At 73.7% G+C, this 24786-nt stretch carries 24 protein-coding genes; 19 read left to right on the top strand and 5 right to left on the bottom strand.

Annotation, left to right across the window (positions count from 1 at the left end; genetic code table 11):
* Positions 1-24: 24 nt before the first annotated feature.
* Complete coding sequence (gene sufU / locus LH044_RS19440) at positions 25-531, top strand: Fe-S cluster assembly sulfur transfer protein SufU (RefSeq protein WP_227757296.1); 507 nt, start codon at positions 25-27, stop codon at positions 529-531.
* 32 nt (positions 532-563) lie between these two features.
* Here the strand turns inward: sufU and hydA are convergent, their stop codons facing one another.
* Positions 564-1946: a dihydropyrimidinase gene (gene hydA, locus LH044_RS19435; protein WP_227757295.1), complete on the bottom strand. Its 1383-nt coding sequence runs from the start codon at positions 1944-1946 to the stop codon at positions 564-566.
* 15 nt (positions 1947-1961) lie between these two features.
* On the opposite strand from hydA, the gene LH044_RS19430 reads away from it, so the two are divergent.
* Complete coding sequence (locus LH044_RS19430) at positions 1962-2201, top strand: thiamine-binding protein (protein WP_227757294.1); 240 nt, start codon at positions 1962-1964, stop codon at positions 2199-2201.
* A 43-nt stretch (positions 2202-2244) separates the two neighbouring features.
* On the opposite strand, the gene LH044_RS19425 is transcribed toward LH044_RS19430, so the two are convergent.
* Both LH044_RS19425 and add read right to left on the bottom strand, forming a co-directional pair.
* Complete coding sequence (locus LH044_RS19425) at positions 2245-2595, bottom strand: helix-turn-helix domain-containing protein (protein ID WP_227757293.1); 351 nt, start codon at positions 2593-2595, stop codon at positions 2245-2247.
* Positions 2596-2651: 56 nt separating this feature from the next.
* A complete protein-coding gene (gene add, locus LH044_RS19420; RefSeq protein ID WP_227757292.1) occupies positions 2652-3731 on the bottom strand; it encodes an adenosine deaminase in 1080 nt (359 codons plus the stop codon).
* A 151-nt stretch (positions 3732-3882) separates the two neighbouring features.
* Between add and LH044_RS19415 the strand changes: the two genes are divergently transcribed.
* The 12 genes from LH044_RS19415 (at position 3883) to LH044_RS19360 (ending at position 16494) form a co-directional block, all read left to right on the top strand.
* Complete coding sequence (locus LH044_RS19415) at positions 3883-4788, top strand: FAD binding domain-containing protein (protein WP_227757291.1); 906 nt, start codon at positions 3883-3885, stop codon at positions 4786-4788.
* Complete coding sequence (locus LH044_RS19410; protein WP_227757290.1) at positions 4785-5345, top strand: (2Fe-2S)-binding protein; 561 nt, start codon at positions 4785-4787, stop codon at positions 5343-5345. Before LH044_RS19415 ends, LH044_RS19410 begins: the two co-directional genes overlap by 4 nt.
* Positions 5345-7645: a xanthine dehydrogenase subunit D gene (gene pucD, locus LH044_RS19405; protein WP_227757289.1), complete on the top strand. Its 2301-nt coding sequence runs from the start codon at positions 5345-5347 to the stop codon at positions 7643-7645. The genes LH044_RS19410 and pucD overlap by 1 nt, the downstream gene beginning before the upstream one ends.
* Positions 7642-8289, top strand: coding sequence for a phosphoribosyltransferase family protein (locus LH044_RS19400; RefSeq protein ID WP_227757288.1), 648 nt, complete (start codon positions 7642-7644; stop codon positions 8287-8289). The genes pucD and LH044_RS19400 overlap by 4 nt, the downstream gene beginning before the upstream one ends.
* A gap of 30 nt (positions 8290-8319) precedes the next feature.
* Complete coding sequence (locus tag LH044_RS19395) at positions 8320-9816, top strand: amidohydrolase family protein (RefSeq protein ID WP_227757287.1); 1497 nt, start codon at positions 8320-8322, stop codon at positions 9814-9816.
* 74 nt (positions 9817-9890) lie between these two features.
* Positions 9891-10958 (top strand): Rieske 2Fe-2S domain-containing protein, encoded by a 1068-nt coding sequence (locus tag LH044_RS19390; protein ID WP_227757286.1) that lies wholly within the window; start codon positions 9891-9893, stop codon positions 10956-10958.
* Complete coding sequence (locus tag LH044_RS19385; protein WP_227757285.1) at positions 10955-11854, top strand: phytanoyl-CoA dioxygenase family protein; 900 nt, start codon at positions 10955-10957, stop codon at positions 11852-11854. Before LH044_RS19390 ends, LH044_RS19385 begins: the two co-directional genes overlap by 4 nt.
* A 186-nt stretch (positions 11855-12040) precedes the next feature.
* Positions 12041-13129, top strand: coding sequence for an ABC transporter substrate-binding protein (locus tag LH044_RS19380; protein ID WP_227757284.1), 1089 nt, complete (start codon positions 12041-12043; stop codon positions 13127-13129).
* 55 nt (positions 13130-13184) lie between these two features.
* Entirely contained in the window at positions 13185-14036 is an 852-nt protein-coding gene (locus tag LH044_RS19375) for an ABC transporter ATP-binding protein (RefSeq protein WP_227757283.1), read from the top strand.
* 80 nt (positions 14037-14116) lie between these two features.
* Positions 14117-14866: an ABC transporter permease gene (locus LH044_RS19370; protein ID WP_227757282.1), complete on the top strand. Its 750-nt coding sequence runs from the start codon at positions 14117-14119 to the stop codon at positions 14864-14866.
* Positions 14866-15738, top strand: a complete 873-nt coding sequence (locus LH044_RS19365; RefSeq protein WP_227757281.1) for an ABC transporter permease — start codon at positions 14866-14868, stop codon at positions 15736-15738. The genes LH044_RS19370 and LH044_RS19365 overlap by 1 nt, the downstream gene beginning before the upstream one ends.
* Positions 15739-15753: 15 nt before the next feature.
* Positions 15754-16494: a phosphorylase family protein gene (locus LH044_RS19360; protein ID WP_227757280.1), complete on the top strand. Its 741-nt coding sequence runs from the start codon at positions 15754-15756 to the stop codon at positions 16492-16494.
* Between the two features lie 36 nt (positions 16495-16530).
* Here LH044_RS19360 and LH044_RS19355 read toward each other — a convergent pair whose 3' ends face one another.
* Positions 16531-17955, bottom strand: a complete 1425-nt coding sequence (locus LH044_RS19355) for an amidohydrolase family protein (RefSeq protein WP_227757279.1) — start codon at positions 17953-17955, stop codon at positions 16531-16533.
* A gap of 152 nt (positions 17956-18107) precedes the next feature.
* Between LH044_RS19355 and LH044_RS19350 the strand changes: the two genes are divergently transcribed.
* The 5 genes from LH044_RS19350 (at position 18108) to LH044_RS19330 (ending at position 24338) form a co-directional block, all read left to right on the top strand.
* Entirely contained in the window at positions 18108-18998 is an 891-nt protein-coding gene (locus LH044_RS19350; RefSeq protein ID WP_227757278.1) for an FAD binding domain-containing protein, read from the top strand.
* Entirely contained in the window at positions 18995-19483 is a 489-nt protein-coding gene (locus tag LH044_RS19345) for a (2Fe-2S)-binding protein (protein ID WP_227757277.1), read from the top strand. The genes LH044_RS19350 and LH044_RS19345 overlap by 4 nt, the downstream gene beginning before the upstream one ends.
* A complete protein-coding gene (locus LH044_RS19340; protein ID WP_227757276.1) occupies positions 19480-21813 on the top strand; it encodes a xanthine dehydrogenase family protein molybdopterin-binding subunit in 2334 nt (777 codons plus the stop codon). Before LH044_RS19345 ends, LH044_RS19340 begins: the two co-directional genes overlap by 4 nt.
* 97 nt (positions 21814-21910) lie before the next feature.
* Positions 21911-23146, top strand: coding sequence for an amidohydrolase family protein (locus LH044_RS19335; protein WP_227757275.1), 1236 nt, complete (start codon positions 21911-21913; stop codon positions 23144-23146).
* A gap of 25 nt (positions 23147-23171) precedes the next feature.
* On the top strand, positions 23172-24338 hold the full coding sequence (locus LH044_RS19330; RefSeq protein WP_227757274.1) for a Rieske 2Fe-2S domain-containing protein: 1167 nt from the start codon (positions 23172-23174) through the stop codon (positions 24336-24338).
* Positions 24339-24348: 10 nt separating this feature from the next.
* Here LH044_RS19330 and LH044_RS19325 read toward each other — a convergent pair whose 3' ends face one another.
* Positions 24349-24780, bottom strand: a complete 432-nt coding sequence (locus tag LH044_RS19325; RefSeq protein ID WP_227757273.1) for a VOC family protein — start codon at positions 24778-24780, stop codon at positions 24349-24351.
* Positions 24781-24786 lie beyond the last annotated feature (6 nt).

Below are 24786 nucleotides of genomic sequence, written 5' to 3'. Positions count from 1 at the left end.
CGGGGCGAAGGGAACGGTTGACGAATGTCCGGTCTCGAAGACCTCTACCGCGAGATCATCCTCGACCACTACCGCAACCCGCGGAACCGCGGCGAGCTGCCCAGCCCGCCCGCGTCGCGCGTCGAGGGCTTCAACCCGCTGTGCGGCGACGAGATCGTCGTCTACCTGCAGCTCGACGACCCGTCGAAGGGCGACGACGCCGTGGTCACCGACGTGCGCATCGGCGGCCAGGGCTGCTCGATCTCCCAGTCGTCGGCGTCGATGATGTCCGCGGCGATCTCGGGCAAGACCGTGGGCGAGGTCAAGGACCTCACCCGGGCGTTCAAGTCGATGATGTCGATCCACGAGGGCGAGCTCGACGGCGGCGAGCCGGCATCGGCCGAGGACGCGGATCCGGGCGAGCTGCGCCTCGGCGACCTCGAGGCGCTGCGCGGCGTCGTGAAGTTCCCGGTCCGGATCAAGTGCGCCACGCTGAGCTGGAACACCCTGCTGCAGGCGATCGACGAGTCAGAGGCCCAGCCCGCCGGCTGAGGCAAGGACCAGCCCGCCGGCTGCGCCGGGGTTCAGGCCGCCGGGACGGGTGAGCGCGACAGGTAGCGACCGGCGCCGGGCGAGCCGACGAACGACCCCCGGTCCACGACGGGTTCGCCGCGGAGCAGCACGGTCTCGGGCCAGCCGTGCAGCGTCATCCCGCGGTAGGGCGAGTGGTCGACGTCCATGTGGAGATCCTCGACGTCGAGCTTGTGCTCGCGCAGCGGGTCCCAGAGCACCACGTCGGCGTCGGCCCCGACCTGCAGGCTGCCCTTGGCCGGCCACAGCCCGAACGCCTTGGCGGGCGCCTCGGCGCACAGCCGGACCCAGTCGCTGGCGCGGAGGCGGCCGTCGACGACGCCCGCCCACATCAGGGCCATGCGGGTCTCGACCCCGGGCAGCCCCTCGGGGATCTCGGTGAAGTCCCGACGGCCCTCGGGCCGCTGCCAGGCGCCGGCGCGGATGTCGGCGGTGGACCACGCGGCGTGGTCCGACGCCACGGTGTGGATCCACCCCGCGGCGAGCCCGTACCAGAGCTCCTCGGCGTGCCAGCCCTCCCGCAGGGGCGGCGAGCACACGAACGTGTCGCCGTCGTCGCCGCCCATCCGGTCGGCCGAGAGGTACAGGTACTGCGGGCAGGTCTCGACGGTCATGCGCACGCCGCGCTCCTGGGCGCGACGCACCGCCTCGAGCGCGGGCGCCGAGGAGATGTGGGGCAGGTAGAGGGGGACGTCCACCATCTCGGCGAGCATGGCGGCCCGCGCGGTCGTCTCGCCCTCGAGCACGGCGGGGCGGGCCAGCGCCTGCTCGATCGGCGCCCGCCGTCCGCGCCGCAGCGCCTCGCGCTCCAGCGAGCCGATCGCGCCGCCGTTCTCGGCGTGGACGACGACGACCCCGCCGCGGCTCCCGACCGAGCGCAGCACGTCGAGCACCACGCCGTCGTCGACGCTGCGGTCGTCGCGACCCGACATGCAGACCTTGAACGACGTGACGCCGGCCTCCATGGCGGCGTCGATCTCGGCCTCGGCGATGGGCTCGACGACCGTGAGGTGGAACCCGACGTCGATCGAGGCGACGTGCGACAGGCACCGCCACTCGGCCAGCGCGTCGGCGGCCGTCTGACCCGGCACGGGCGACACGTACTCGAGCACCGAGGTCGTGCCGCCCAGCGCGGCCGCGACCGACGCCGACGCCACGCCGTCGGCGACCTCGACCTCGCCGACGCGGAGGTGCATGTGGGTGTGGGCGTCCACGCCGCCCGGGACGACCAGCCGGCCGGTCGCGTCGACGACCTCCTCGCGCGTGTGCGGTTCGAGGTCCGTGCCCAGCTCGGCGACCCGACCGTCGGCCCCGACGCGCAGGTCCGAGACCCGATCGCCGTCGACGTCGACCACGCGACCCCCGCGGATCAGCACGGTAGAGTCCCGTCCGTGCGAGTCGAGGCGGAGTTCACCGTCGAACCCTTCGTGGAGGGCAGCCCCGGGCCGCACGTGACCGCGGCCGTCGAGGCCGCGAGGGCCGCCGGCGTCGAGCCCGACATGGGCCCGTTCGGCACCACGGTCGCCGGCGAGATCGACGACGTGCTGCGGGCCCTCGGCGAGGCGGTGCGAGCGGCTACCGAGTCGGGTGCGGCCCGCATCTCGGTGCAGCTCACCGTCGACGGCCGCTGACGCCGCGACCCGGGACCACCGGCGGGCGGGCCCGCCGGCCGGGTCACTCCTCGGGGCGGTTCAGGTAGTTGTAGACGGTGAACCGGCTCACGCCGAGCACCTCGGCGACCTGCTCGACCGACTTGCGCAGGGCGAAGGCCCCGGCCTCGTTCAGCTGCTTCACGACCCGCTGCTTCTCCACGCGGTCGAGCTCGGCCAGCGGCCGGTCGTAGGTCCGCTCGACCCGCGTCAGGAACCACTCGACGTCGCGCGGCCGCTCGGGCAGGCGCACCCCGCCGACCAGCTCGCCCTCCCAGCGGAGCTCGATGTCGCCGTCGCGCACCTTGCCCAGCGGGACCACCTGGGCGCCGAGCGCGTCGGTCAGCGGCTTCACCGCCCGCAGGAGTTCGTGCACCTCTCCAACCTAATGGGACGCATGCGGATCGCCGGGATCTCCGGACCGGTGCCACGTCAGCGCCGCTCCCCCGTCGCCGACGCCCCGACCGGCGCGGCGTCGACGAGCGGCGAGCCCATGTCGCGCAAGCGGGCGAACTCGGCGCCCAGCTCCGAGCGCAGGGCGACCTTCTCGTCGTCGGGGGCGAACGAGGCGTCGACCGCGTCGAGGACGACCTGCTCGAGCTCGTGGAGGTCGGCACCGAGCTCCCGGTGTACGGCGAGGAAGTCGTCGGTCACGTCGGTGCGGGTCATGCCCGGGTCGTCGGAGTTGAGGGTCGCCCGCACGCCCTGCCGGCGCTGCTCTATGAAGGGGTGGTGGCCGACGTCGGGCACCACCCGGGCGATCAGCACGTTGGACAGCGGGCACGACGTCAGCGCGATCCCCTCGTCGACGACCCGTCGCGTGAGCTCGGGGTCGTCGAGGAGCCGGAAGCCGTGGTCGACGCGCTCGACGCCCAGCTGCTCGATCGCCGTGCGGATGTTGGCGGCGGGGCCGTCCTCGCCTGCATGGCAGGTCCGGTGCAGCCCGGCGTCGGCGGCGGCGGCGAAGACCGGGGCGAACGCGGCGTGGTCGATGCCACGCTCGACGGAGTCGGCGCCGATGCCGACGAGCACGTCCCGGTCCTGCTCGGCGGCGAAGGCGACGAGCTCCATGGCCGCGGCGGGACCCGACGGCTTGTCGACGTCGAGGACCATCCGGCAGCGGACCGGCAGGTCGGCGTGGGCGTCCGCGAGCCCCTGCGCCACGCCCTCCCACACCGTCGCGAGCGGCACGCCGAAGCCCATCACGAACGCCGGCGACACGAACATCTCCCGGTACCGGACGCCGGCGGCGACCGCGTCCTCGAGCGCCTCGTAGGTGATCCGGCGGAAGTCGTCCACGGTCACGAGGCTGCGGCAGATCACGCCGTAGACGTCCAGGAACTGGTTGAGGTCCTCGAACTCGAACAGCTCCTCGGGGTCCTCGACCGGCAGCGCCACGCCGTTGCGGCGGGCGAGCTCGGCGATCGTGGACGCCCGGGCCGCCCCCTCCACGTGGCAGTGGAGCTCCACCTTCGGGAGCGCCCGCAGGTGCCCCTCGACGGTCATCGTCATCTGTGCGGCGCCTCCTCGTCGCGTCCCGGCGGCGGAGGACGCCGGCCGGTCAGGGCAGGGTCCACGGCGGGCGTGTCAGCGGTGTTTCCTGCCTGTGAACATCGCTGAGCGCCGTTGACAGAATGTTGAACCTGTCCGGCATCATCGTGTCGTGGCCGTCCTCCGACCGACCTCGACCGCCGACGCGTGCGCCGCCCTGGCCGACCACCCGGGGGCGATCCCCCTCGCCGGCGGCACCGACCTGATGGTCGAGGTGAACGCGGGCCGGCGGCTGCCCGACGTCGTCGTCAGCCTCGCCGCCGTCGAGGACCTCGGGGGCTGGTACCTGGTCGACGCCGACGAGGGGCCGCCGGTCGTCCGCATCGGCGCCACCACCACCTACACGGCGCTGATGGACGCCGGGCTCGCCCGCCTCGTGCCGTCGCTCGCACAGGCGGCCCGGACGGTCGGCTCGCCCCAGATCCGCAACGCCGGCACGATCGGCGGCAACGTCGCGACCGGCTCCCCGGCCGGCGACACGCTGCCGGTGCTGACCGCGCTCGACGCCACGGTCGAGCTCGCCTCGGTCGGCGGGACCCGGACGTTGCCGGTCGTCGAGCTCGTGACCGGGCCCAAGCGCACGGCGCTCGAGCCGGGCGAGCTGGTCGCCGCGGTCCACGTCCCGGTCCTGCGGGGACCGCAGGAGTTCCTGAAGGTCGGCACCCGCAGCGCGATGGTGATCTCGGTCGTCTCGCTCGCCGCCGTCGCCGACCTCGACGCCCGGAGCGTGGGCCTCGCCGCCGGCGCCGCGTCGGCCCGCCCGGGGCGGGCGACCGACGCCGAGGAGCTGGCCGCCGCCGTCTGCGACTGGGACGGGCTGGCCGCCGGCGACCCGACCCCGCCCGGCCGGGAGGACCTGGCCCGGATCGGCGAGCTCGTCCGCGGCGCCGTGGCACCGATCGACGACCACCGCTCGACCGCCGACTACCGGCGCCACGCCGTCGGCGTGCTGGCGGCCCGCGCCCTGGCGCGGCTGTTCGCCCCCGCCGCCGACACCCGAGGGAGCAGCGCCGCATGACCGAGCCCACGTCCGACCCGGCGCCGACCGGCGCCGCCGCCCTGGTGCTGCAGGTGAACGGCCACGAGCGCCCGGTGCTCGACGCGCTGCCCGGCGAGAGCCTGCTGTTCGTCCTGCGGGAGCGGCTCGGCCTCCCTGCGGCCAAGGGCGCGTGCGAGCAGGGCGAGTGCGGTTCGTGCTCCGTGCTGCTCGACGGCGCGCTCGTGTGCTCGTGCCTGGTGCTCGCCGAGGCTGCGGCCGGGCGCGACGTCGTCACCGTGGAGGGCCTCGTCGCCGCCGAGCCCGCCGGGACGCCGGCACCGCCCGAGGTGGCGCCGATGACCGACGTCCAGCGGGCCTTCCTCGACGAGGGCGCCGTCCAGTGCGGGTTCTGCACCCCGGGCCTCGTGATGGCGGTCCACGACCTCCTCGACGGCATGTCCGACGACGAGCTGGCCGAGCCCGACGAGGTCGTGATCCGGGAGGCGATCTCCGGGAACCTGTGCCGGTGCACCGGCTACGGCCGCATCGTGTCCGCCGTGACCGTCGCCGCCCGACGCCGGGCCGGGGTGGCGTGATGAGCGTCGACACCACCTCGACCGAGCACCCGTCCGGGGTCCGCGGCCCCCGCGTCGGCGAGAGCGCGCCCCGCCCCGACGGACCGCCGAAGGTGCAGGGCCGGTTCGCGTTCTCGTCGGACCTCTTCGCCGAGGGGATGCTGTGGGGCCACACGCTGCGGTCCCCGCACCCCCGGGCCCGCATCGTCGCCATCGACACGAGCGCCGCCCTCGCCGTCCCCGGCGTGCACGCCGTCCTGACCGCCGAGGACGTGCCGGGCATCAACGCCTTCGGCCTCGAGAAGGCCGACCAGCCGGTCCTCGCCGTCGACGAGGTCCGCTACACCGGCGAGCCCGTCGCGGTCGTGGCTGCGGACCACCCGCGGACCGCCGAGCTGGCGGCCGCCCGGATCGAGGTCGTCTACGAGGTGCTCGAGCCGGTCGTCGACCCCGAGGCCGCGCTCGTCGGGGCGCCGATCCACCCCGACGGCAACCTGTTCCGGGAGCTGGTCATCCGCCACGGCGACCAGGACGCCGGCGAGACCGCCCGTGCCGCAGGCGCCGTGTCGGTCGAGGGCACCTACCACGTCGGCATGCAGGACCAGGCGCCGCTCGGCACCGAGGCCGGCATGGCGGTGCCGTCGGAGGACGGCGGCGTCGAGCTGTTCATCTCGACCCAGTGGCTGCACGTCGACCGGACCCAGGTCGCCGCCGCGCTGGGGCTGGACGACTCGCTGGTCCGGCTCACGCTCGCCGGGGTCGGCGGCGCGTTCGGCGCCCGCGAGGACTGCAGCCTGCAGGTCCACCTCTGCCTGCTGGCCCTACGCACCGGCCGGCCGGTGAAGATGGTCTACGACCGCGAGGAGTCCTTCGTCGGCCACGTTCACCGCCACCCGGCGACCATGTGGTACCGCCACACGGCCGACGCCGACGGCACGCTGCTCTCGGTCGAGGCGCGGCTGGTGTTCGACGGCGGCGCCTACCTGTCGTCCAGCCTGGCGGTCATCGGCAACGCCGCGTGCTTCGCGGTCGGCCCGTACCGCACGCCGTCGGCCACCGTCGAGGGCGTCGCCGTCCGGACCAACAACCCGCCGTGCGGCGCCATGCGCGGCTTCGGCGCGGTGCAGACGTGCTTCGCCCACGAGGCCCAGATGGACCGGCTGGCCGATGCGCTCGGCATGGACCCGGTCGCGCTGCGGCTCCGCAACGTGCTCCGGCCCGGCGACCGGATCATCACCGGGCAGGTCCTCACCGGCGCCACCCCCGTCGAGGAGGTGCTCCGGTCCTGCGCCGAGGACGTGCGGGAGGTCGGCGAGCCCGACGACACCATGCTCCTGCCGGGAGGGGCCGGGCGCACCACGCAGCGCGGCGACGTCCGCCGGGGCGTGGGGGTCGCGCTCGGCTTCAAGAACCTGATGTTCTCCGAGGGCTTCGACGACTTCTCGACCGCCAAGGTCCGGGTGCTCGACGGCGTCGCCACGGTGACCTGCGCGTGCGCCGAGGTCGGACAGGGCTTCGTGACCCTCGCCCAGCAGATCGTGCGGGAGGCGCTCGGCGTCGAGGACGTGGTGCTGGCACCGGCCGACACGTCGATCGGTTCCGCGGGGTCCACCTCGGCCTCGCGCCAGACGATGATGTCGGGCGGCGCGGTGCTGGCCGCGGCCGAGCGGGTGGCCGAGGACCTCCGGACGGCGGCCGCCGCCGAGCTCGGCGTCGACGTGGCCGAGGTGTCCCTCGTCGACGGCCGCCTCGTCGGCCCGGGCCTCGACCGGTCGATCGCCGAGGCCACCGCCGTGGCGGTCGAGGCCGAGGTGCAGCACCACCACGAGCCCACCGACGCCCTCGACGAGGACGGCCAGGGCGACGCCCACGTCAGCTTCGCCTACTCGGCGCACCGGGCCGTCGTCGACGTCGACGTCGAGCTCGGTCTGGTGCGGCTCGTCGACCTGTCGACCAGCCAGGACGTCGGTCGGGTAATGAACCCGCTGCAGCTGCAGGGCCAGCTCGAGGGCGGCGCGGCGCAGGGCGCCGGCCTGGCCCTGATGGAGGAGATCGTCGTCGACGGCGGCACGATCCGGAACGCCTCGTTCACCGACTACCTCATCCCGACCGCGCTCGACCTGCCCACGCTCGGCATCTCGGCCGTGATCGAGGATCCGGAGCCGGGTGCGCCGTTCGGCGCCAAGGGCGCGGGCGAGCCGCCGACGATCTCGTCCACGCCGGCGGTCGTCGCCGCCATCCGCGCCGCGACCGGCCTGGCGCTGCCCCGCACCCCGGTGCGGCCCCAGGACATCGCCCTGCGCGGCAACATCGAGCCATGAGCGACGACGCCACCCCCGACTCGACCGCACCGGACGACGGGTCCGACCGGCCCACCTACACGGTCACGATGGGATCCCAGACGGTCGACGTGCCGATCGTCGAGGTGGCGCCCGACATCGGCATCGCGCTGTTCATCACGTTCGACAACGGCGTCGGCCTGCTGGAGAAGGCCGGCGAGGAGCTCGCCGAGCGGCTGGCCCCCCATCGGCCCGACATCATCGCCACCAACGCGACCTGCGGGATCCCGGTCGCGATCGAGGTCAGCCGGGCGCTGGGCCTCGACGACTACCTGGTCCTGCAGAAGACGAAGAAGGTCCACCTGGCCGACGCGCTGACCCGGCCGCTGCGGTCGATCACCACCGACACCACCCAGGAGCTCCGCCTGGACCGGGCCCGCCAGCACCTCGTCGAGGGCCGGCGCGTGGTCATCGTCGACGACGTGATCTCGACCGGCACCAGCCTCCACGCCGCGGCCGGCCTCGTCCGGGCCGCGGGCGGCGAGCTCGCCGCGATCGGCGTCCTGCTCGCCGAGGGCGCCGACTGGCGCGACCTCCTCGGCCCCGCCGACGCCGCGCTCGTCGAGTCGCTCGGCACCATCCCCGTGTTCCGGCGCAGCGATGCCGGGTGGGAGCCGATCACGTGACCGTCCCGGCCCGGTGACCCCCCGACCGAGATGACGCTGCTCATCACCGACGTCACGGTGCTCACCGTCGACCCCGCCGACCGGGTGGTCGACCGGGGCTGGGTCTCGGTCGACGGCACGACGATCACCGGCGTCGGCGCCGGCGACCCGGCCATCGGTCCCGACGACGAGGTCGTCGACGGGGGCGGCGGGCTGCTCGCCCCCGGACTGGTCAGCACCCACGACCACATGGTCGACACCCTGCTGCGGGGTGGGATCGAGCAGGGACGGGACCTCCAGGACTGGCTCGTCAACGTGAACTTCAGCGGGCTCGCCGGCTACCGACCCGACGACGCGGCCCTGTCGGTGTCGGTCGCGGTCGCCGAGGCCCTCACCGCGGGCGTGACGACGGTCTGCGACAACTGGGGCATCGACGCCGCCGCCGACGCCGGCCGCACGGCCGAGTGCACCGAGGCCTCGGTCGAGGTCTACGAGCGCAGCGGCATCAGGGTGGGCTTCGGCGTGATGTTCGCCGACCGCGTCCCGGACGGGTGGACCGGCCTGACCGACGCCCACCGCTGCCGCGTCCCCTCCTCGACGCTCGACCCTCGCGGCCTCACCGAGTCGACCGATGCCGCCATCGGTCGGGTGGCCGCGGCCATGGACGACCACGACGGCCGTGGCGGCGGGCGCGTGCGGGTCCTGCCGGCACCCGAGCTCATCCAGGTGGTCACGCCCCAGGCGCTGCGGGCCGTCGCCGAGCTGGCCACGGCGGCGGGACGCCCGTGGGCGCTGCACCTCTGCGAGACGCCGGTCGACTCCCACCTGTTCACCGCGTCCGGCCCGGGCATGAGCTGCGTCGAGTGGCTCGACGCCACCGGGCTGCTGTCGGGGTCGCTCCTCGCCTCGCACTGCGTCGAGGTCGGCGACCGGGACCGGCGGCTCCTCGCACGCGCCGGCACGAGCGTCGCCCACGTCCCCACCTCCAACGCCGCCAGCTCGCAGGGGGTCGCGCCGGTGCCGCAGCTGCTCGACGCCGGCGTCGTCGTCGGGCTCGGCAACGACAACGGCAACCTCTCGGAGCGGTCGGTGCTCGCCCAGATGCGCCAGGCCGTGCTCATGGCCCGGGCCACCACCGGCGACCCCGACGCGATCACGACGTGCGAGGCGGTGCGCATGGGGACCGTCGACGGGGCCCGGGCCCTCGGCGTCGAGGACCTCGTCGGCTCGATCGAGGTGGGCAAGCGGGCCGACCTCGTGCTGTTCGACCGGAGCGGATCGCACTGGTGGCCCAACCACGACGCCCACACCGCGCTCGTGTTCCAGGCCCGGCCGACCGACGTCCGCCACGTGTGGATCGACGGCCGCCGCGTGGTCGAGGACCACCGCTGCACGACGCTCGAGCCGGTCGCGCCCGTCGAGCTGCAGGCCGCGGCGCTCGCCGTGCTCGACCGGGCCGGCCTGACGCCGCTGACCACGCGCCCGCCCCGACGGCGCGTCCGACCGAACCGGACCGATCCGTCCCCCGAACCGGAGGCCCCGCGATGAGCCCCACCCCTCCCGGCCGCTTGGCCAACACCTCCGCTCCCGGCCGCTTGGCCAACACCTCCGCTCCCGGCCGCTTGGCCAACGACGACCCCCGCCTGCGCCGCTACTGGCACGTCGCCTGCCGCGCTGCGGCGCTCGACGACGGGCCTGTCGCCGCGACCGTGCTCGGCGAGGAGCTCGTCATCGCCCGCCTGGACGACGGGACGGTGACCGCGCTCCCCGACCGCTGCCCGCACCGGTGGGCCCGCCTCAGCGACGGCTGCGTCCGCGGCGCCGAGATCGAGTGCCCGTACCACGGGTGGCGGTTCGACGGCGCAGGGCGCTGCACGGCTGTGCCCGCGCTCGGCGAGGACGCAGCGGTGCCGTCGCGCGCCCACCTCGAGCCGGTCCGCACGACCGAGGCGCTCGGCCTCGTCTGGGTCGCGCTCGACGAGCCCGCGGCCCCGCTGCTGGAGGTGCCCGAGTGGGACGCCGACGGCGTCGTCGCCGTGTGGCTGCCCGACACCGACCTGTCCGCCGGGTGCGCGCAGTTCGTCGACAACTTCCTCGACATCGCCCACTTCCCCTTCGTCCACCGCGGCACGTTCGGCCTCGAGGACCAACCGGAGACGGAGCCGTTCGCGGTCGAGGACACCGACGGCGGCGCCGGGCTGCGGGTGCGGTACCGCCACGAGGTGGCCAACCCCGAGGACCCGGCGGTGGCCACGGGCGAGCACCCCCTCGTGCAGTTCCGGTCCATGGAGTACACGTGGCGGGTCCCCTTCTCGGCCCGCCTCCGGCTCGAGTACGAGCTCACCGGCGTCGAGAACACGATCCTGGTGTTCGTCACCCCGGTCGACGCCACGTCGAGCCGGCTCTTCTGCGTGCTGCTGCGCAACGACGTCACCTCGCCCGAGGACCCGCGCGCCCGCTCCGCCGCCGAGTTCGAGTACCGCGTGCTGACCGAGGACCTCGTCCTGCTCGAGCGGCTGGCCGAGCGCGACTTCGGCCTGGCCGTCACCGAGCAGGTGCACACCCGCGCCGACCGCAACACGATCGAGCTGCGGCGCCTGCTCGGCGCCCACCTCGAGGGGCTCGACGGCGCTGCACCCGGCGCGCTCGACGCCCACACCGTCCCGTCCCTCCTGGAGGCCACCCCATGAGCACCGCCACCACCACGACCACCACATCCCCCGGGCCCGGCCGTCCGCTCCGGCCGTCGAGCGACGCCGCCGTGTTCGGCCCCGACCAGCTCGAGGAGCTCGTCGACTGCTTCCGCACCAACGGCTTCGCAGTCCTGCGGGGCCTGCTCACCGAGGACGAGCTCGCCGCCATCGACGAGCAGTGCGCCGCGGCACAGGCCGCACTCGGCCGCGGCGAGCTCGACGAGCGGCACGGCACCACCGTGCTGATCGACGACGAGCTGGCCGGATCGGTCGCCGTCGCCAACTACGTGTCGTACGTGAGCGACCTGTCCCCGGCGGTCGCAGCGGCCGTCACGCACCCCGGCGTGCTGCCCGCCATCCGGGCGATCCTCGGCGACGACTGCTGGCTGATGGACCAGCGGCAGTTCGGCTTCGTGTACCAGGACGCCCGACCGGGGCGCGAGTCCGCGTACACCCGCATCGGCTGGCACGCCGACTGGCAGAGCGCCCCGCACCTCGACCTCTGGCCGTCGGTGGCGCTGACGATCCACCTCGACGGCACCTCGCCGGCCAACGGCTTCCTCCGCCTGCTGCCGGGCTCGCAGCGCTGGTCCACCCCCACGCCGTACCGCAACGTCAACGACGCCGAGATCCCGGAGGGCTCCGTCGCCTCGGCGGGGTGGACCGACGAGCCCGCCCCGTTCGAGATGCCGCTGGCGTTCGAGCCGATCGCCGGCGAGATCCCGCTGTACGCCGAGCGCGGCGACCTGCTGCTCCACGACGCCTACCTGTGGCACGCCGCGGCGCGCGGCACCGACGACGAGACCCGTCGCCGGCACGTCCGCGGCCACTGGTGCACCGGCGAGCCGCTCCACACCGACGACGGGCGGTTCGTGAAGAACGCCGCCCGCTGACGGGCCGGCCGGGGCTGCGCCCGACGTCACGCCCGCCCGGGTGCCACCGAAACACTCCGTTCACCCCCGACCAACAGAGCCGAAATCGCTCGTGCTTAGGGTGACCCCGAGATCAACGAAATGTTGATGCGGGCCCACGGTGGGTCCGGACTCGACACCTGTTCCCCAGTGAAAGGCGTGGTGGTGATGGCACTCGACCGCAGAGCGTTCCTGAAGCGAGGCGCCGCGGGCGCAGCCGGCTTCACGCTGCTGAGCAGCGGCCTGCTCGTGGCGTGCGGCGACGACGACGACAGCTCGGAGGCCAGCTCCGGCGGCTCCGGCGGTTCGGCCGACTACGGCACCCTCGACTTCCAGCTCTCCTGGATCAAGAACGCCGAGTTCGCCGGCCACTACATCGCGGACCAGAAGGGCTACTACAAGGACGCCGGGTTCTCGAAGGTCAACCTGATCTCGGGCGGGCCGAACGTCTCGCAGGACGCGGTCGTCGCCTCCGGCAAGGCCTTCATCGGCATCTCCACCCCCGACATCGCCGCCTCGGCGATCCTCGAGGGCGCGCCGAACATCATCATCGGTGCCGAGTACCAGAAGAACCCCTTCTGCGTGATGTCGCTCGCCGAGAACCCGATCAACACGCCCGAGGAGATGAAGGGCAAGAAGATCGGCGTCCAGGCCGTGAACGACCCCGTGTGGAACGCCTGGCTGAAGGCGCTCGAGATCGACCAGTCGGAGATCGAGAAGGTCGTCGTCCAGTTCGACCCGCAGCCGCTGGTCAACAAGGAGGTCGACGGCTGGTTCTCCTTCGTCACCAACGAGCCGAACCTGCTGAAGGTCCAGGGCATCGAGACCGTCAACATCCTGCTCAACGACAACAAGTACCCGATGGTCTCCGAGACGTACATCGTCAAGAAGGACGCCTTGGAGAAGGACCGGGACAAGATCAAGGCCATCCTCACCGCCGCCAACAAGGGGTGGAAGGACAACATCAAGGACCCGTCGCTCGGCGCCAAGTACACGGTCGAGATCTACGGCAAGGACCTCGGCCTGACCGAGGAGGAGCAGACGCTCGAGTCCAAGGCCGAGAACGAGCTCATCTACACCGAGGACGCCAAGACCAACGGCCTCTTCACGATCACCGACGAGCTCGTCGACGAGACCCTCGCCACGCTGGCCCTCGGCGACATCAAGATCGACAAGGACAAGCTCTTCGACCTGTCGATCGTCAACGAGCTCTACGAGGAGAACCCCGAGCTCAAGGATCCGGTGACGCCGGGCTGAGGCCGGCGCGCACGTCCAGGACGAACCGCACCCCGACGTGGAAGAAGGAGACGACATGACCGTCGCCACGGAGCCCGAGGCCGGGACGGGCTCGGCACCGGCCCACCAGATCGCGAAGACCGCCGACAGCGGCATCGCGATCCACAACCTCTCGAAGGTGTTCGGGACCGGCAGGTCGGCGGTCACGGCGCTCGACCAGGTCAGCTTCGCGGTCGAGGAGGGGGCGTTCGTCTCCCTCCTCGGCCCGTCGGGGTGCGGCAAGTCCACCATCCTGCGGATCCTGGCGGACCTCGACGAGCCCACGTCGGGCAGCGCCCGGGTCCACCACGAGAAGCCGGAGCTCGCCCGGCGCAACCACGACCTGGGCATCGCGTTCCAGGACGCAGCCCTGCTGCCGTGGCGCACGGTCACGCAGAACATCCGCCTGCCGCTCGAGGTCAGCGGCCTGAAGGTGGACGACGACGTCATCCCCGACCTCATCCAGCTGGTCGGCCTCGAGGGATTCGAGGACCACCGGCCGGCCCAGCTGTCGGGCGGCATGCGCCAGCGGGTCGCCATCGCCCGAGCCCTGGTCGTGGAGCCCAAGATCCTGCTGCTCGACGAGCCGTTCGGCGCCCTCGACGAGATGACCCGTCAGCGCCTGAACCTCGAGCTGCAGCGGATCTGGACCGAGCGCCAGTGCACGACGCTGCTCGTGACCCACTCGATCTCCGAGGCGGTGTTCCTGTCGGACGTCGTCGTGGTGATGAGCGCCCGCCCCGGCCGGGTGGCGGCCAAGGTCGAGATCGACCTGCCCCGCCCCCGCCACCCCGACATGATGCGCACCGAGCACTTCCACCAGCTCTGCGACCACTTCTCCGATCTGCTCTTCTCCGGCGGGGTCGCCCCCTCCGGAGACGACACATGACCGCCATCGCCACGGCGACCGACTCCGGGCCTGCAGGCGCGGAGACCGAACCCCGGCGGACGTGGGCCGAACGGCTGCACGTGAGGTCCTCGACCCTGGCCACGATCGGCGGCTTCGCGGGCTTCCTCATCATCTGGCAGATCGTCGGCATGACCATCTTCGCCGAGTCCCGGGCCATCCCGCCGCCCACCGCGATCGTCTCGCAGATCTTCGAGGACGGGTGGTCGTTCTACTGGCCGAACATCCGCACCACGCTGAACGAGGCGATGTGGGGCTGGATCTGGGGCAACTCGATCGCCATCGCCCTGGCGATCATGTTCGTGGCCATCCCGCTGGTGGAGCGCTTCGCCATGAAGGTGGCGATCGCGGCGTACTGCCTGCCGATCATCGCGATCGGCCCGATCCTGCAGATCCTCTACGACGGGTCGACGCCGAAGATCATCCTCTCGGCGATGACGTGCTTCTTCACCACGCTCATCGGCGCCCTCGTCGGCCTGCGCAGCGCGGACCCGACGTCCATGGACCTGGTGAAGGCCTACGGCGGCGGCGGGTGGAGCCAGATGCGCAAGGTGCGCTTCAAGTCCGCCCTCCCGAGCCTGTTCGCCGGCCTCCGCATCGCGGCGCCCGCCGCGCTGCTCGGTGCCATCATCGGTGAGTACCTGGGCGGCGAGTCCGGGCTGGGCGTCACGATGATCGCCTCGCAGCAGGCGCTGAACATCGACCGCACCTGGGGCATCGCCCTGGTGTCCACCGCCATCGCCGGCATCGCCTACGGCATCACGGCGCTGATCGGCCGACTGCTCACCCCCTGGGCCCCGAGGAGCTCCTGATGACCACGCTCGAGCTGTCCGGCTCGCCCACGCAGGTCGCCGCCGTCGAGGAGACCGGCGGCCAGGTGAGGAGCGCGGTCCTTCGCCTGGTGAAGGCCGTGGTCGGAGCGATCATCTCGGTGGTCGTGATCGCCTTCATCTGGCAGGCGTTCCTGTGGATCACGAAGGTCGACTCGTTCGTCGGCCGGACCCCGGGCGACATCTTCCGGGCGATCTTCACCGGCGAGGGCGCCGCCGAGACCCGCCGGGCGCTGATGGACGCCTCGTTCATCACGCTCCGCGACGCGTTCTTCGGCCTCGCGGCCGGCCTCCTCGTCGCCCTGGTGGCGGCGATCAGCTTCAACATGATCCGGACCATCGAGCAGACGGTCATGCCGGTCGCCATGGTGCTGCAATCGGTCCCGCTGGTCGCGCTGACCCCCGTCATCGCCCTGATCCTCGGCCGTGGTCTGGCCACCACCACCGTGCTGGCCGGGATCGTGACGTTCTTCCCGGCGCTGGTGAACGTGAACCTGGCGCTGAGAGGTGCGCCCAAGGCGTCGATGGACCTGATGAAGGCCTACGGCGCGAACAAGTGGACCACCCTGTTCAAGGTGCAGCTGCCGTGCGCCATGCCGGCGCTGTTCGCCTCGCTCCGCATCGCCGCCCCGCTCGCCATCATCGGCGCCCTGCTCGCCGAGTGGCTCGCCACCGCCGAGGGCCTCGGCTACCTGATGCTGAAGTCGCAGACCGGGTTCAACTACGACACCCTCTGGGCGGCCGGTGCGCTGATCACCATGTTCTCGGTGATCCTCTACAACATCATCTCGGCGCTCGAGGGCGTGGTGCTGTCGAAGTACGCCCCCGACGCCCTGGCCGCCCGCAAGGCCTGAGACGGCCCGACCCCGATGGCGCCGACCGGACCGGCCGACGCCGTCCCGCAGGTGCACGGGGACCGGCTGGGCCTCGTCATCGGCAGCAGCCTGGACCACGACCCGGTCACCGCCGCCCTGGGGCCTCGCGACGACCTCGTCGTGCTCCGCCGTCACGGCCCGGGCGGCTCGGTCCCGGCGCACCTCGTCGACCACGCCGCGAACGTGCGCTCGCTCGTCGACTCGGGCTGCGACCGGGTGCTGGCGATCGGATCCGCCGGCGGGCTCCACCTCAGCACCGGGCCCGGCGTGGTGGTCGTGCCCGACGACCTGTTCGCCCCCGCCGGCACACCGACGTTCCACACCACGACGGCCGGCTACGGCGTACGGGGCTTCGACCCCGGCTGGCGCACCCGGGTGCTGGCGGCCTGGTCGCTCGCGGCCCAGCGCCCCGACGGGCCCGGCGGCCCCCGGTCCGTGCTCGACGGCGGCACCTACGCCCAGACGACCGGCCCGCGGTTCGAGACGCCCGCCGAGGTCCGGTGGCTGGCGACCTGCGCCGACCTCGTCGGGATGACGCTGGCCTCGGAGTGCGTGCTCGCGGCCGAGGCCGGGTTGGCCTACGCGGCGGTCTGCCAGATCGACAACCTCGCCGCCGGCGTCGGCACGTCCCGCTCGGGCGACGTCGCCATGGACTACGTGCTCAGCACGGAGCGGTACCGCGACGCGCTGGCCGCCGAGCTGGTCGCTGCGGTCCGGCTCCTCCTCGACGCCTGACCCGCGGACCGCACGCCGCGCGCCGGGCCTGGTCGGTCAGGCGGGCACGAGCGCCCGGGCCCGTGCGGCGACCTCATCCTCGTCGGCGGTCACCAGCCGGCCGTCGCGCACGACGGGGCGACCGCCCACCACGACCGTGTGGGCCCGGTCCGACAGACCGCAGAGCACCAGCCCCAGCAACGGGTCGCGGACACCGACCCGATCGACCGTCGTGAGGTCCCACGCCGCGAGGTCGGCCGCCGCGCCCACTGCGACGACGCCGAGCTCCCCCGCCCGCCCGAGGCAGGCGGCCGAGCCCCGCGTGGCCATCGCCAGCAGCTCCCGAGCGCTCAGCCAGCGGTCGGGGTCGTCGCCGACGCGGTGGGCGAGCGCTGCGACCCGGAGGTCGCCGAGGACGTTCGCGCCGTCGTTCGAGGCCGAGCCGGTCGTGCCGAACCCGACGGTGATCCCGGCGTCGAGCATCTCCCGCACCGGCGCCCTCCCCCACCCCATGCGGAGGTCCGGTGCGACGAGGTGCGCCACGGTGACGCCGGCGGCCGCGATGTCGGGGAGCTCGTGCAGCGGGGGGTCGACCACGTGGGCGAGCCACGTCCGCGGCTGCGCCCACCCCACCTCGACGAGCACCTCCCACGGCGACATCCCGTAGCGCTCGGCGCAGAAGCCGGTGTCGACGACCTCGTACAGGTGGGTGTGGAGCCGGACGCGCTCGTGGTCCGCGGCGAGCTCGGCGAAGCCCCGGAACGTCTCGAACAGGTCGGCGTGGACGCCGCAGGGCGCGAGGTCGACGCGCACGTAGGCGCCGTCGGTCGGGTCGTGGTGGGCCCGGATGAGCTCGTCGGCGTGCCGCAGCACCTCGTCGACGTCCTGCACCAGCGCCGGATCGGCGCCGCCGCCCTGGCCGCGGCCCAGCGTGAGCGTGCCGCGGGTGGCGTGGAGCCGGACGCCGACGCCCAGCGCGGCGTCGATCGTCGCCTCGATGAACGGCTGGGTCGGCCCGGCCGGGTGCAGGTAGTGCTGGTCGGCGACGGTGGTCACCCCGCCGAGCACCGACTCCGCCAGTCCGGCGGCGGACACGGCACCGATCATCGCCGGGGTGAGCGAGCCCTCGCGCCACCACCGGAGGCACCGCGCCCCGAGTCCGCCGAGCCACGGCCCGATGAGCGACCGCTCCAGCTCCGGTATGGCCCGGAGCGCCACCTGGTACAGGTGCTGGTGCGGGTTCACCAGACCCGGCAGCACGAGCAGGTCCGAGCAGTCGACGACCTCGGCGCCGGCGGGGACGTCAAGGTCGGCGCCGATGGCGGTGACGACCCCGTCCTCGCAGACGACGTCGGCACCGGCGAGCTCTCGACCCGCTCCGTCCGGGCCGTCGAAGGTGGCCAGGTGGCCGATGCGGCGGAGCACGAGCGGCCGGTCCTGCCGCGGCCGCGGACGGGGTTCGGCGGGCGGCGTCTCGGGCACGCCGGCCATCGTTCGGGCGGCCCGTCACCGTTGTGTTTCGGGTCCGTGAAAGGACGGTGATCAGCGCTGACAGTTTGTTGAAGCGGTCGTACCGTGCAGCCGATGACCCGTGCTCCTGATGACGGGACGGCGGCCGAGCCCGGGAGGCGCAGGTGAAGCCGCCGCCGTTCGACTACGTGGACCCCGACAGCGTCGAGGGCGTCGTGGCGGCCCTCGCCGAGGACCCCGGCGCCGTCCTGATCGCCGGCGGCCAGAGCCTCGTCATGGCGCTGAACCTCCGCCAGCTCGCCCCGACCACGCTCGTCGACCTCCGGCGCGTGCCCGGCCTCGGCGGGATACGCGCCGAGGCGGGGGCGGTCGTGGCCGGGGCGACGGCCACCGCGGCCGACCTGCTAACCCACCCCACGACCGCAGGCCACGGCGCGCTCCGCCGTGCCGTCCGATCGGTCGGCCACCCCCAGACCCGGACGCGCACGACCGTGGGCGGCACGATCGCGCTCGCCGAGCCGGTCGCCGAGGTGCCCACGACCCTGGTCGCGCTCGGCGGGTCGGTGACGGTCACCGGGCCCACCGGCACGCGGACGATCGCCGCCGACGACTGGATCACCGGGCCGTACACGACCGCACGGGCCCGGGACGAGGTCGTGGTGGAGGTCCGCTTCGACGTGCCCGCCGGACCCTCGACGTGGCGCGAGTTCGTCCGCCGCCGCGGCACGTTCCCGATCGCCGGCGCCTGCGTGGCGCTCGAGCACCTCGACGGCGACCCCACCGCCGAGGTCACCGGAGCCCGCATCGGGCTCTGCGGGGCGGCGGCGACGCCGGTCCGGTCATCGGAGGCCGAGGCGGCGCTGGTCGGCGCCCCGCTCGACGAGGCCGCGGTCGGACGGGCGGTGGCCGCCGTGCTCGACACCGTGACGCCCCCGCCGCACCCGCACGCCACGTCGGACCACCGTCGGGCCCTCGCCGGCGCCACGCTGCGCATCGCGCTCGGCGACCTGCTCGTCGGGCCCGGCGGGTCCGCCGCACCGGGGATCGCGGCGTGACCGGCGATCGGACGCGCACGGTCCGCCTGACGCTCGACGGCACGCCCCGCGAGGCGACCGTCGAGGTCCGCACCCTGCTCAGCGACCTCCTCCGCCACGAGTGGGGCGCCACCGGCACCCACGTGGGGTGCGAGCACGGCAGCTGCGGGGCCTGCACGGTGCTCCTCGACGGCGCCCCGGTCCGGTCGTGCCTCGTGCTGGCGCCGCAGGTCGACGGGGCGTCGATCGAGACCGTGCACGGGCTCGCCGTGGCCGCGGACGGCGCGCCGGGACGCGTGGCGGGCGCGCTCCACGAGCAGCACGGCCTGCAGTGCGGGTTCTGCACGCCGGGGATCGTGGTCTCGATGACCGCGGCGCTCCGGGACGGCACCGACGTGGACGAGGCGCTCGACCAGGTGCTCGGCGGCCACCTGTGCCGCTGCACCGGCTACGTCAACGTCCGGGCCGCCGTCCGGGCCGCGTTCACGCCGGAGGCCGGGTCGTGAGCTGGGTCGGCCGCCGCCTCCCGCGGCTCGACGACGACCGCCTCCTGGCCGGGCGCGGCACGTTCACCGACGACCTCCACCTCCCCGGGATGCTCGAGGCGACGGTGCTGCGCAGCCCGGTGGCCCACGGGACCTACCGCGGCATCGACACGAGCGCGATCACCGACCCCGACGTCGTCGTGCTCGGCCCCGAGGCGTTCCTCGACCGCTACTCCCCGATCCCGGTGCTCTGGCACCTGCCCGGCCAGTTCCAGCACAGCCACCCGGTCGTCGACCGCCGGCTGCGCTACGTCGGCGAGCCGATCGGCGTCGTCGTCGCCCCCACCCGCTACGCCGCCGAGGACGCCGCCGCGCTCGTCCGCTGGGACGTCGACGAGCTGCCGGCGGTGTTCGACCCGCACGACGCGATGGCCGCCGGCGCGCCGCTGCTGTACCCGGACGAGGGCACCAACGTGATGGCCCGCTGGTCCACCGGCGACGACCGGGACCACCTCGGGTCGGTGCTCGACGACGCCGACCACGTGCTGCGGACCACGTTGCGCATCGGCCGGGTTGCGGGAGCGCCGATGGAGACCCGAGGGGTCGTCGTCGAGCCGCCGCCCGTCCACGACCGCGGCCGGGGCAAGCTCACGGTCTGGTGCTCGACGCAGGCACCGCACGCCGTGCGCGACTTCGTGGCCGCCGCCACCGACCTGCCCCAGCACCGCATCCGGATCGTCGCTCCCGACGTCGGCGGCGGGTTCGGCGTGAAGGACCACCAGGGCGAGGACGAGATGCTCGTGATCCTCGCCGCCCTGCAGCTCGGCCGGCCGCTGAAGTGGATCGAGGACCGTGCCGAGTCGTTGACGCTCACCCGCCACGCCCGCGACCACGACAACCACGTCGCCATCGCGTTCGACGACGACGGCCGACTGCGGGCCCTCCACGTCGAGGCGGTGCGCAACACCGGGGCGCTGATGGGCATGTTCGGGGCCGGACCGCTCTTCGCAACGAGCGGGATGCTGCCCGCGCCCTACCGCTGGGACGCCGTGCGCTGCGATGCGGTGGCCGTCGCCACGAACACCAACCCCACCGGCGCCTACCGGGGCTTCGGCCAGACCCAGGCCGTGTACGTCCGGGAGCGGGCGATCGACATGGCCGCCCGGCACCTGGGGGCCGATCCCGTCGAGCTGCGGCTCGCCAACCTCGTGACGCCCGACGAGATGCCGTCGGCGCTGCGGACCGCGCCCCTGCTCCTGGACACCGGTGACTACCCCGGCGCGCTCCGCCTGGCCCGCGACCTGGCGGGAGGGTGGGAGGAGACGCCCGAGGACGGGCGCCGGCGGGGCACGGGCTGGGCCGTGTACGTGCAGCAGTCCGGCATCGGCCCGAGCGGCGGCAACGAGGCCATCGGGCTCGACGTCGGCGGCTTCGAGACGGCGGACCTCCGGATGGAGAACGACGGCACGGTCCGGGCGCTCGTCGGCACCAGCTGCCACGGCCAGGGCCACGAGACGTCGTTCGCCCAGCTGGTCGCCGACGAGCTCGGGATCGAGCCGGCCGACGTCGACCTGATCCACTCCGACACCGACGTGACGCCCTACTCCCCGTACGGCACCGCGGCGTCGCGCTCGATGGTGGTCGGCGGCGGCGCGACCGTGCGGGCGGCGGCGAGGCTCGCCGACCAGGTGCGCGCCGTGGCGGCGCAGATGCTCGAGGCGGACCCGGACGACGTCGAGCTGGGCGGCGGCCGGGCCACCGTGGCGGGGACGACGAGCTGGGTCCCGATCGGCGCCGTCGCCGAGCGGGCGTGGCAGGCCCGGTCGTTGCCCGACGGCGCCGAGCCCGGCCTCGTCGCGCGCGTCTGCCACGATCCGACCGAGTTCACCTACAACTACGCGGTGCACGTGTGCCGGGTGGCGCTCGACCCGTCGACGGGGCTGACCGAGGTCGAGCGCTACGGCGTGGTGCACGACTGCGGCACGCTCGTGAACCCGACGATCGTGGAGGGCCAGATCCACGGCGGTGTCGCCCAGGGCCTGGGCGCCGCGCTGCTCGAGGCCGCGACGTTCGACGAGGGCGGCGCGCCGACGGCGACGACGCTGCTCGACTACCTGGTGCCGGTGAGCTCGTCGGTCCCCGACATCGAGGTCGTCCACACCGAGCACCCGTCCCCGACCACCCCCGGCGGCATGAAGGGCATGGGCGAGGGCGGGACGAACGGCAGCTTCGCCTGCGTCGCCAACGGCGTCGCCGCGGCGGTGGCGGCCGAGGACCCGGCCGCAGCGGACCGCCTGGTCGGCACGCCGCTGTCGCCGGCGGTGGTGTGGGCGGCGCTGCACCCCGGGTGACCCGCCTTCCGGCCGGGCGAGCCGTTCGTGTTACGTGCCGGTGAACCCTCCCCCGCTGCCCTTCACCACCGGCGCCGACTTCAACAGACTGTTGGACATGAGCACCCCGACCCCCACACCCGACCTGTGCCTGCGCGGCGGTCGCGTGATCGATCCCGAGCGTGGCGTCGACACGGTGACCGACGTCCTCATCGGCGGCGGGAAGATCCTGGCCGTGGGACCGGCGGACGCCTGGTTCCGAGACGCGGGGATCGCCGACGGGGCGATCCCGGCCGAGGTCCAGGTCGTGGACGTGACCGGGCTCGTCGTCACCCCCGGGCTCATCGACCTCCACGCCCACGTGTACCCGGGCCTGGGGAACTTCTGCGTCGGCCCCGACCAGGCCGGCGTCGAGCGCGGCGTGCCGATCGTCGTCGACGGCGGCACCAGCGGCACCGCCACGATCCGGCTCGCCCGGGACTGGCTCGACGCGCTGCAGCCCAAGACGCGCGTGCTGTCCTTCGTGGACCCGTGCGTCCTGTACCTCGCCACGCACGACTTCATCTGCCACAAGCTGGAGATCGCGAACGACCTGCGCAACCTCGACCTCGACGCGGCGGCCGCCGCGCTCGAGCTCCCCGACGTCGTCGGGTTCAAGGTCCGGGTGTGCCACGCGGGCGACCCCGCCGAGTCGCCGTTCCTCGAGGGCGCCAAGTCCGTCGCCGGCGACCGCCCGATCATGGTCCACCTCGGACGGTTCCCCCACACCCCGTCGATCACGCCGCCGGTGCTGCTGCAGTCGCTCCGCAGCGGCGACATCATCACCCACGCCTACCGCGGCGCCTCCGGCGTGTTCCCGTCCGGGCGTGACGAGGTGATCCCGGAGTTCCGTGACGCCTACGAGCGGGGCGTGCTGCTCGACGTCGGCCACTCCGCGACCGACTTCCGATTCGCGGACGCCCGCCGGCTCTACGAGAAGGGCTTCAAGGTCACCTCGGCCTCGACGGACCTGAACATCTTCAACATCGACCGCGTGGTCGTGTCGCTGCCGGAGACGCTCTCCAAGATGCTCGTGCTCGGCTTCTCGTTGCAGGAGACCATCGCCATGGGCACGTGCGGCACCGCGAAGGCGATCCGCCACGAGGACGAGCTCGGCAACCTCGACGTCGGCCGCTCCGCCGAGGTGTCGGTCATGCGCCTGGAGGAGGGCCCGTGCCAACTCAGCGACGGCTACGAGACCGTCGAGGGCGACCGTCGCCTGGTCCCCGTCGGCTGCGTGCGCGGCGGCGAGTGGATCCCGGCCACCGCCGGGCTCGAGCCCGAGCTCGCGCCCAAGGTGCTGGCGGCGATCTGAGCCGGCGCTGCGGGGAGGGATCCGTATGAGCAGCAGCACGACCACCACCGGGTCGACCGGACGAGACCTCGCCGGCGCGCCCGGCGCCGGCATCACCCGACCGTCGACCTCGGGCTTCTCGCCGGCGGAGTGGGACCTGCTGGCCGGGTGCTGGCACCCGGTGGCGCTGTCGACCGAGGTCGACGCCGGCGGCGGGTCCGTCCTCGACGAGGAGCGGCTCCCCGCCGCACCGCCGCCCGGCGCGTTCCGCTCGGTGCTGCTCGACGTCGGCCTCGTGGCCTTCCGCGGCGCGAACGGCGACGCCACCGTCCTGCTCGACCGCTGCCCCCACCGGGGCGCCCGGTTGTCGGACGGCGTGGTCGCCGACGGCTGCGTGACGTGCCCCTACCACGGCTTCACGTTCGACGGCGGCGGACGGTGCGTATCGGTCCCCTCGTCGTCGACGAACGCCGTCCCGCCCCGGATGCACCTCGAGCCGCTGCCGGTCATCGAGCGCTACGGGATCGTCTGGACCTGCCTGCGGCCCGACCTGTCCGCCGCGGTCGACGGGGAGCCCACCGTCGAGGGCGCACCGCACGAGGGCCCCCTGCCACCGTGGTCGCGCCTCGAGGACGACGGGTTCCAGCGGGCGGGCTGCCGCCCGTTCGTCTGGAGCTCGTCCGCCCAGCGCCACGCCGAGAACTTCAACGACCAGGCCCACTTCCCGTACATCCACCAGGGGACGTTCGGCGTCGAGGACCCCGTCGTCCCGCCGCTCGACGTCCGGGTCGACGGGCGCCTGCTGAGCCTCGACGTGACGATGGTCCAGCAGGCCCGCCAGACCTTCGACGGCTCGACCGACGACACCGTCGTCGCCTACCGCTACCGGTGGCACCTCCCGTTCGCGTCGTGGCTCGAGATCGACTACCCGCACGGCGGCACCGAGCTCATCGGCGACGTCGCCGCCCCGGTCCACGCCGATGCCTGCCGCGTCTACCTGGCCAACGCGCGCGACTTCGACACGGACCAGCCCGTCGACGAGTGGGTCGCGTTCCAGGACGCCGTCAACGCCGAGGACCGCTGGATCGTCGAGCAGCTCGAGCCCCGGGGCGTGCCGCTCGACCTCGGCGTCGAGGTGCACGTCAAGGCCGACGCCATGTCGATCGCGTCGCGGCGGTGGTTCCGCTCGCACCTGGCGGCCGGCGACGCCTGAGCGCCGCCGGTCAGCCCACGTGGGCGGGTGCGCAGACCTCGAGCTCCATGCCGTCGGGGTCCCGGAAGAACAGCGACCAGGTGTCGCCGCCGAGGAGCGTGATCTCCCCCACCTCGCCGCCGGCGGCCGGGATGCGCTCCAGCAGGACCTCCAGCGCCTCGCGGGACGGCGCGGCGAGCCCGTAGTGGTCCACCGGCCCACGACCGCCGATCCGGGCGCGATCGCCGACGAGCGACCCCTCGGGCACCTCGGCGACGTTCATCGCCGAACCGGACCCCACGTCGATGATCGCCATGCGAGGGTGCTCTGGGCCCTTCGGGATCTCGACCTTCACGGTGGCGCCGAAGGCGTCGCGGTAGAAGGCGATGATCCGGTCCAGGTCGGGCGTGCCGGTGGCGACGTGGTTGAACCCGACGGTGAGCGGTGCCGACAGCGCGTCCATGGCGAG

The sequence above is a fragment of the Dermatobacter hominis genome, assembly GCF_020715685.1.
In the GTDB taxonomy this organism is placed as follows: domain Bacteria; phylum Actinomycetota; class Acidimicrobiia; order Acidimicrobiales; family Microtrichaceae; genus Dermatobacter; species Dermatobacter hominis.
The sequence above is the reverse complement of the archived record's forward strand: the minus strand, read 5'-3'. Positions and strand labels throughout refer to the sequence as shown.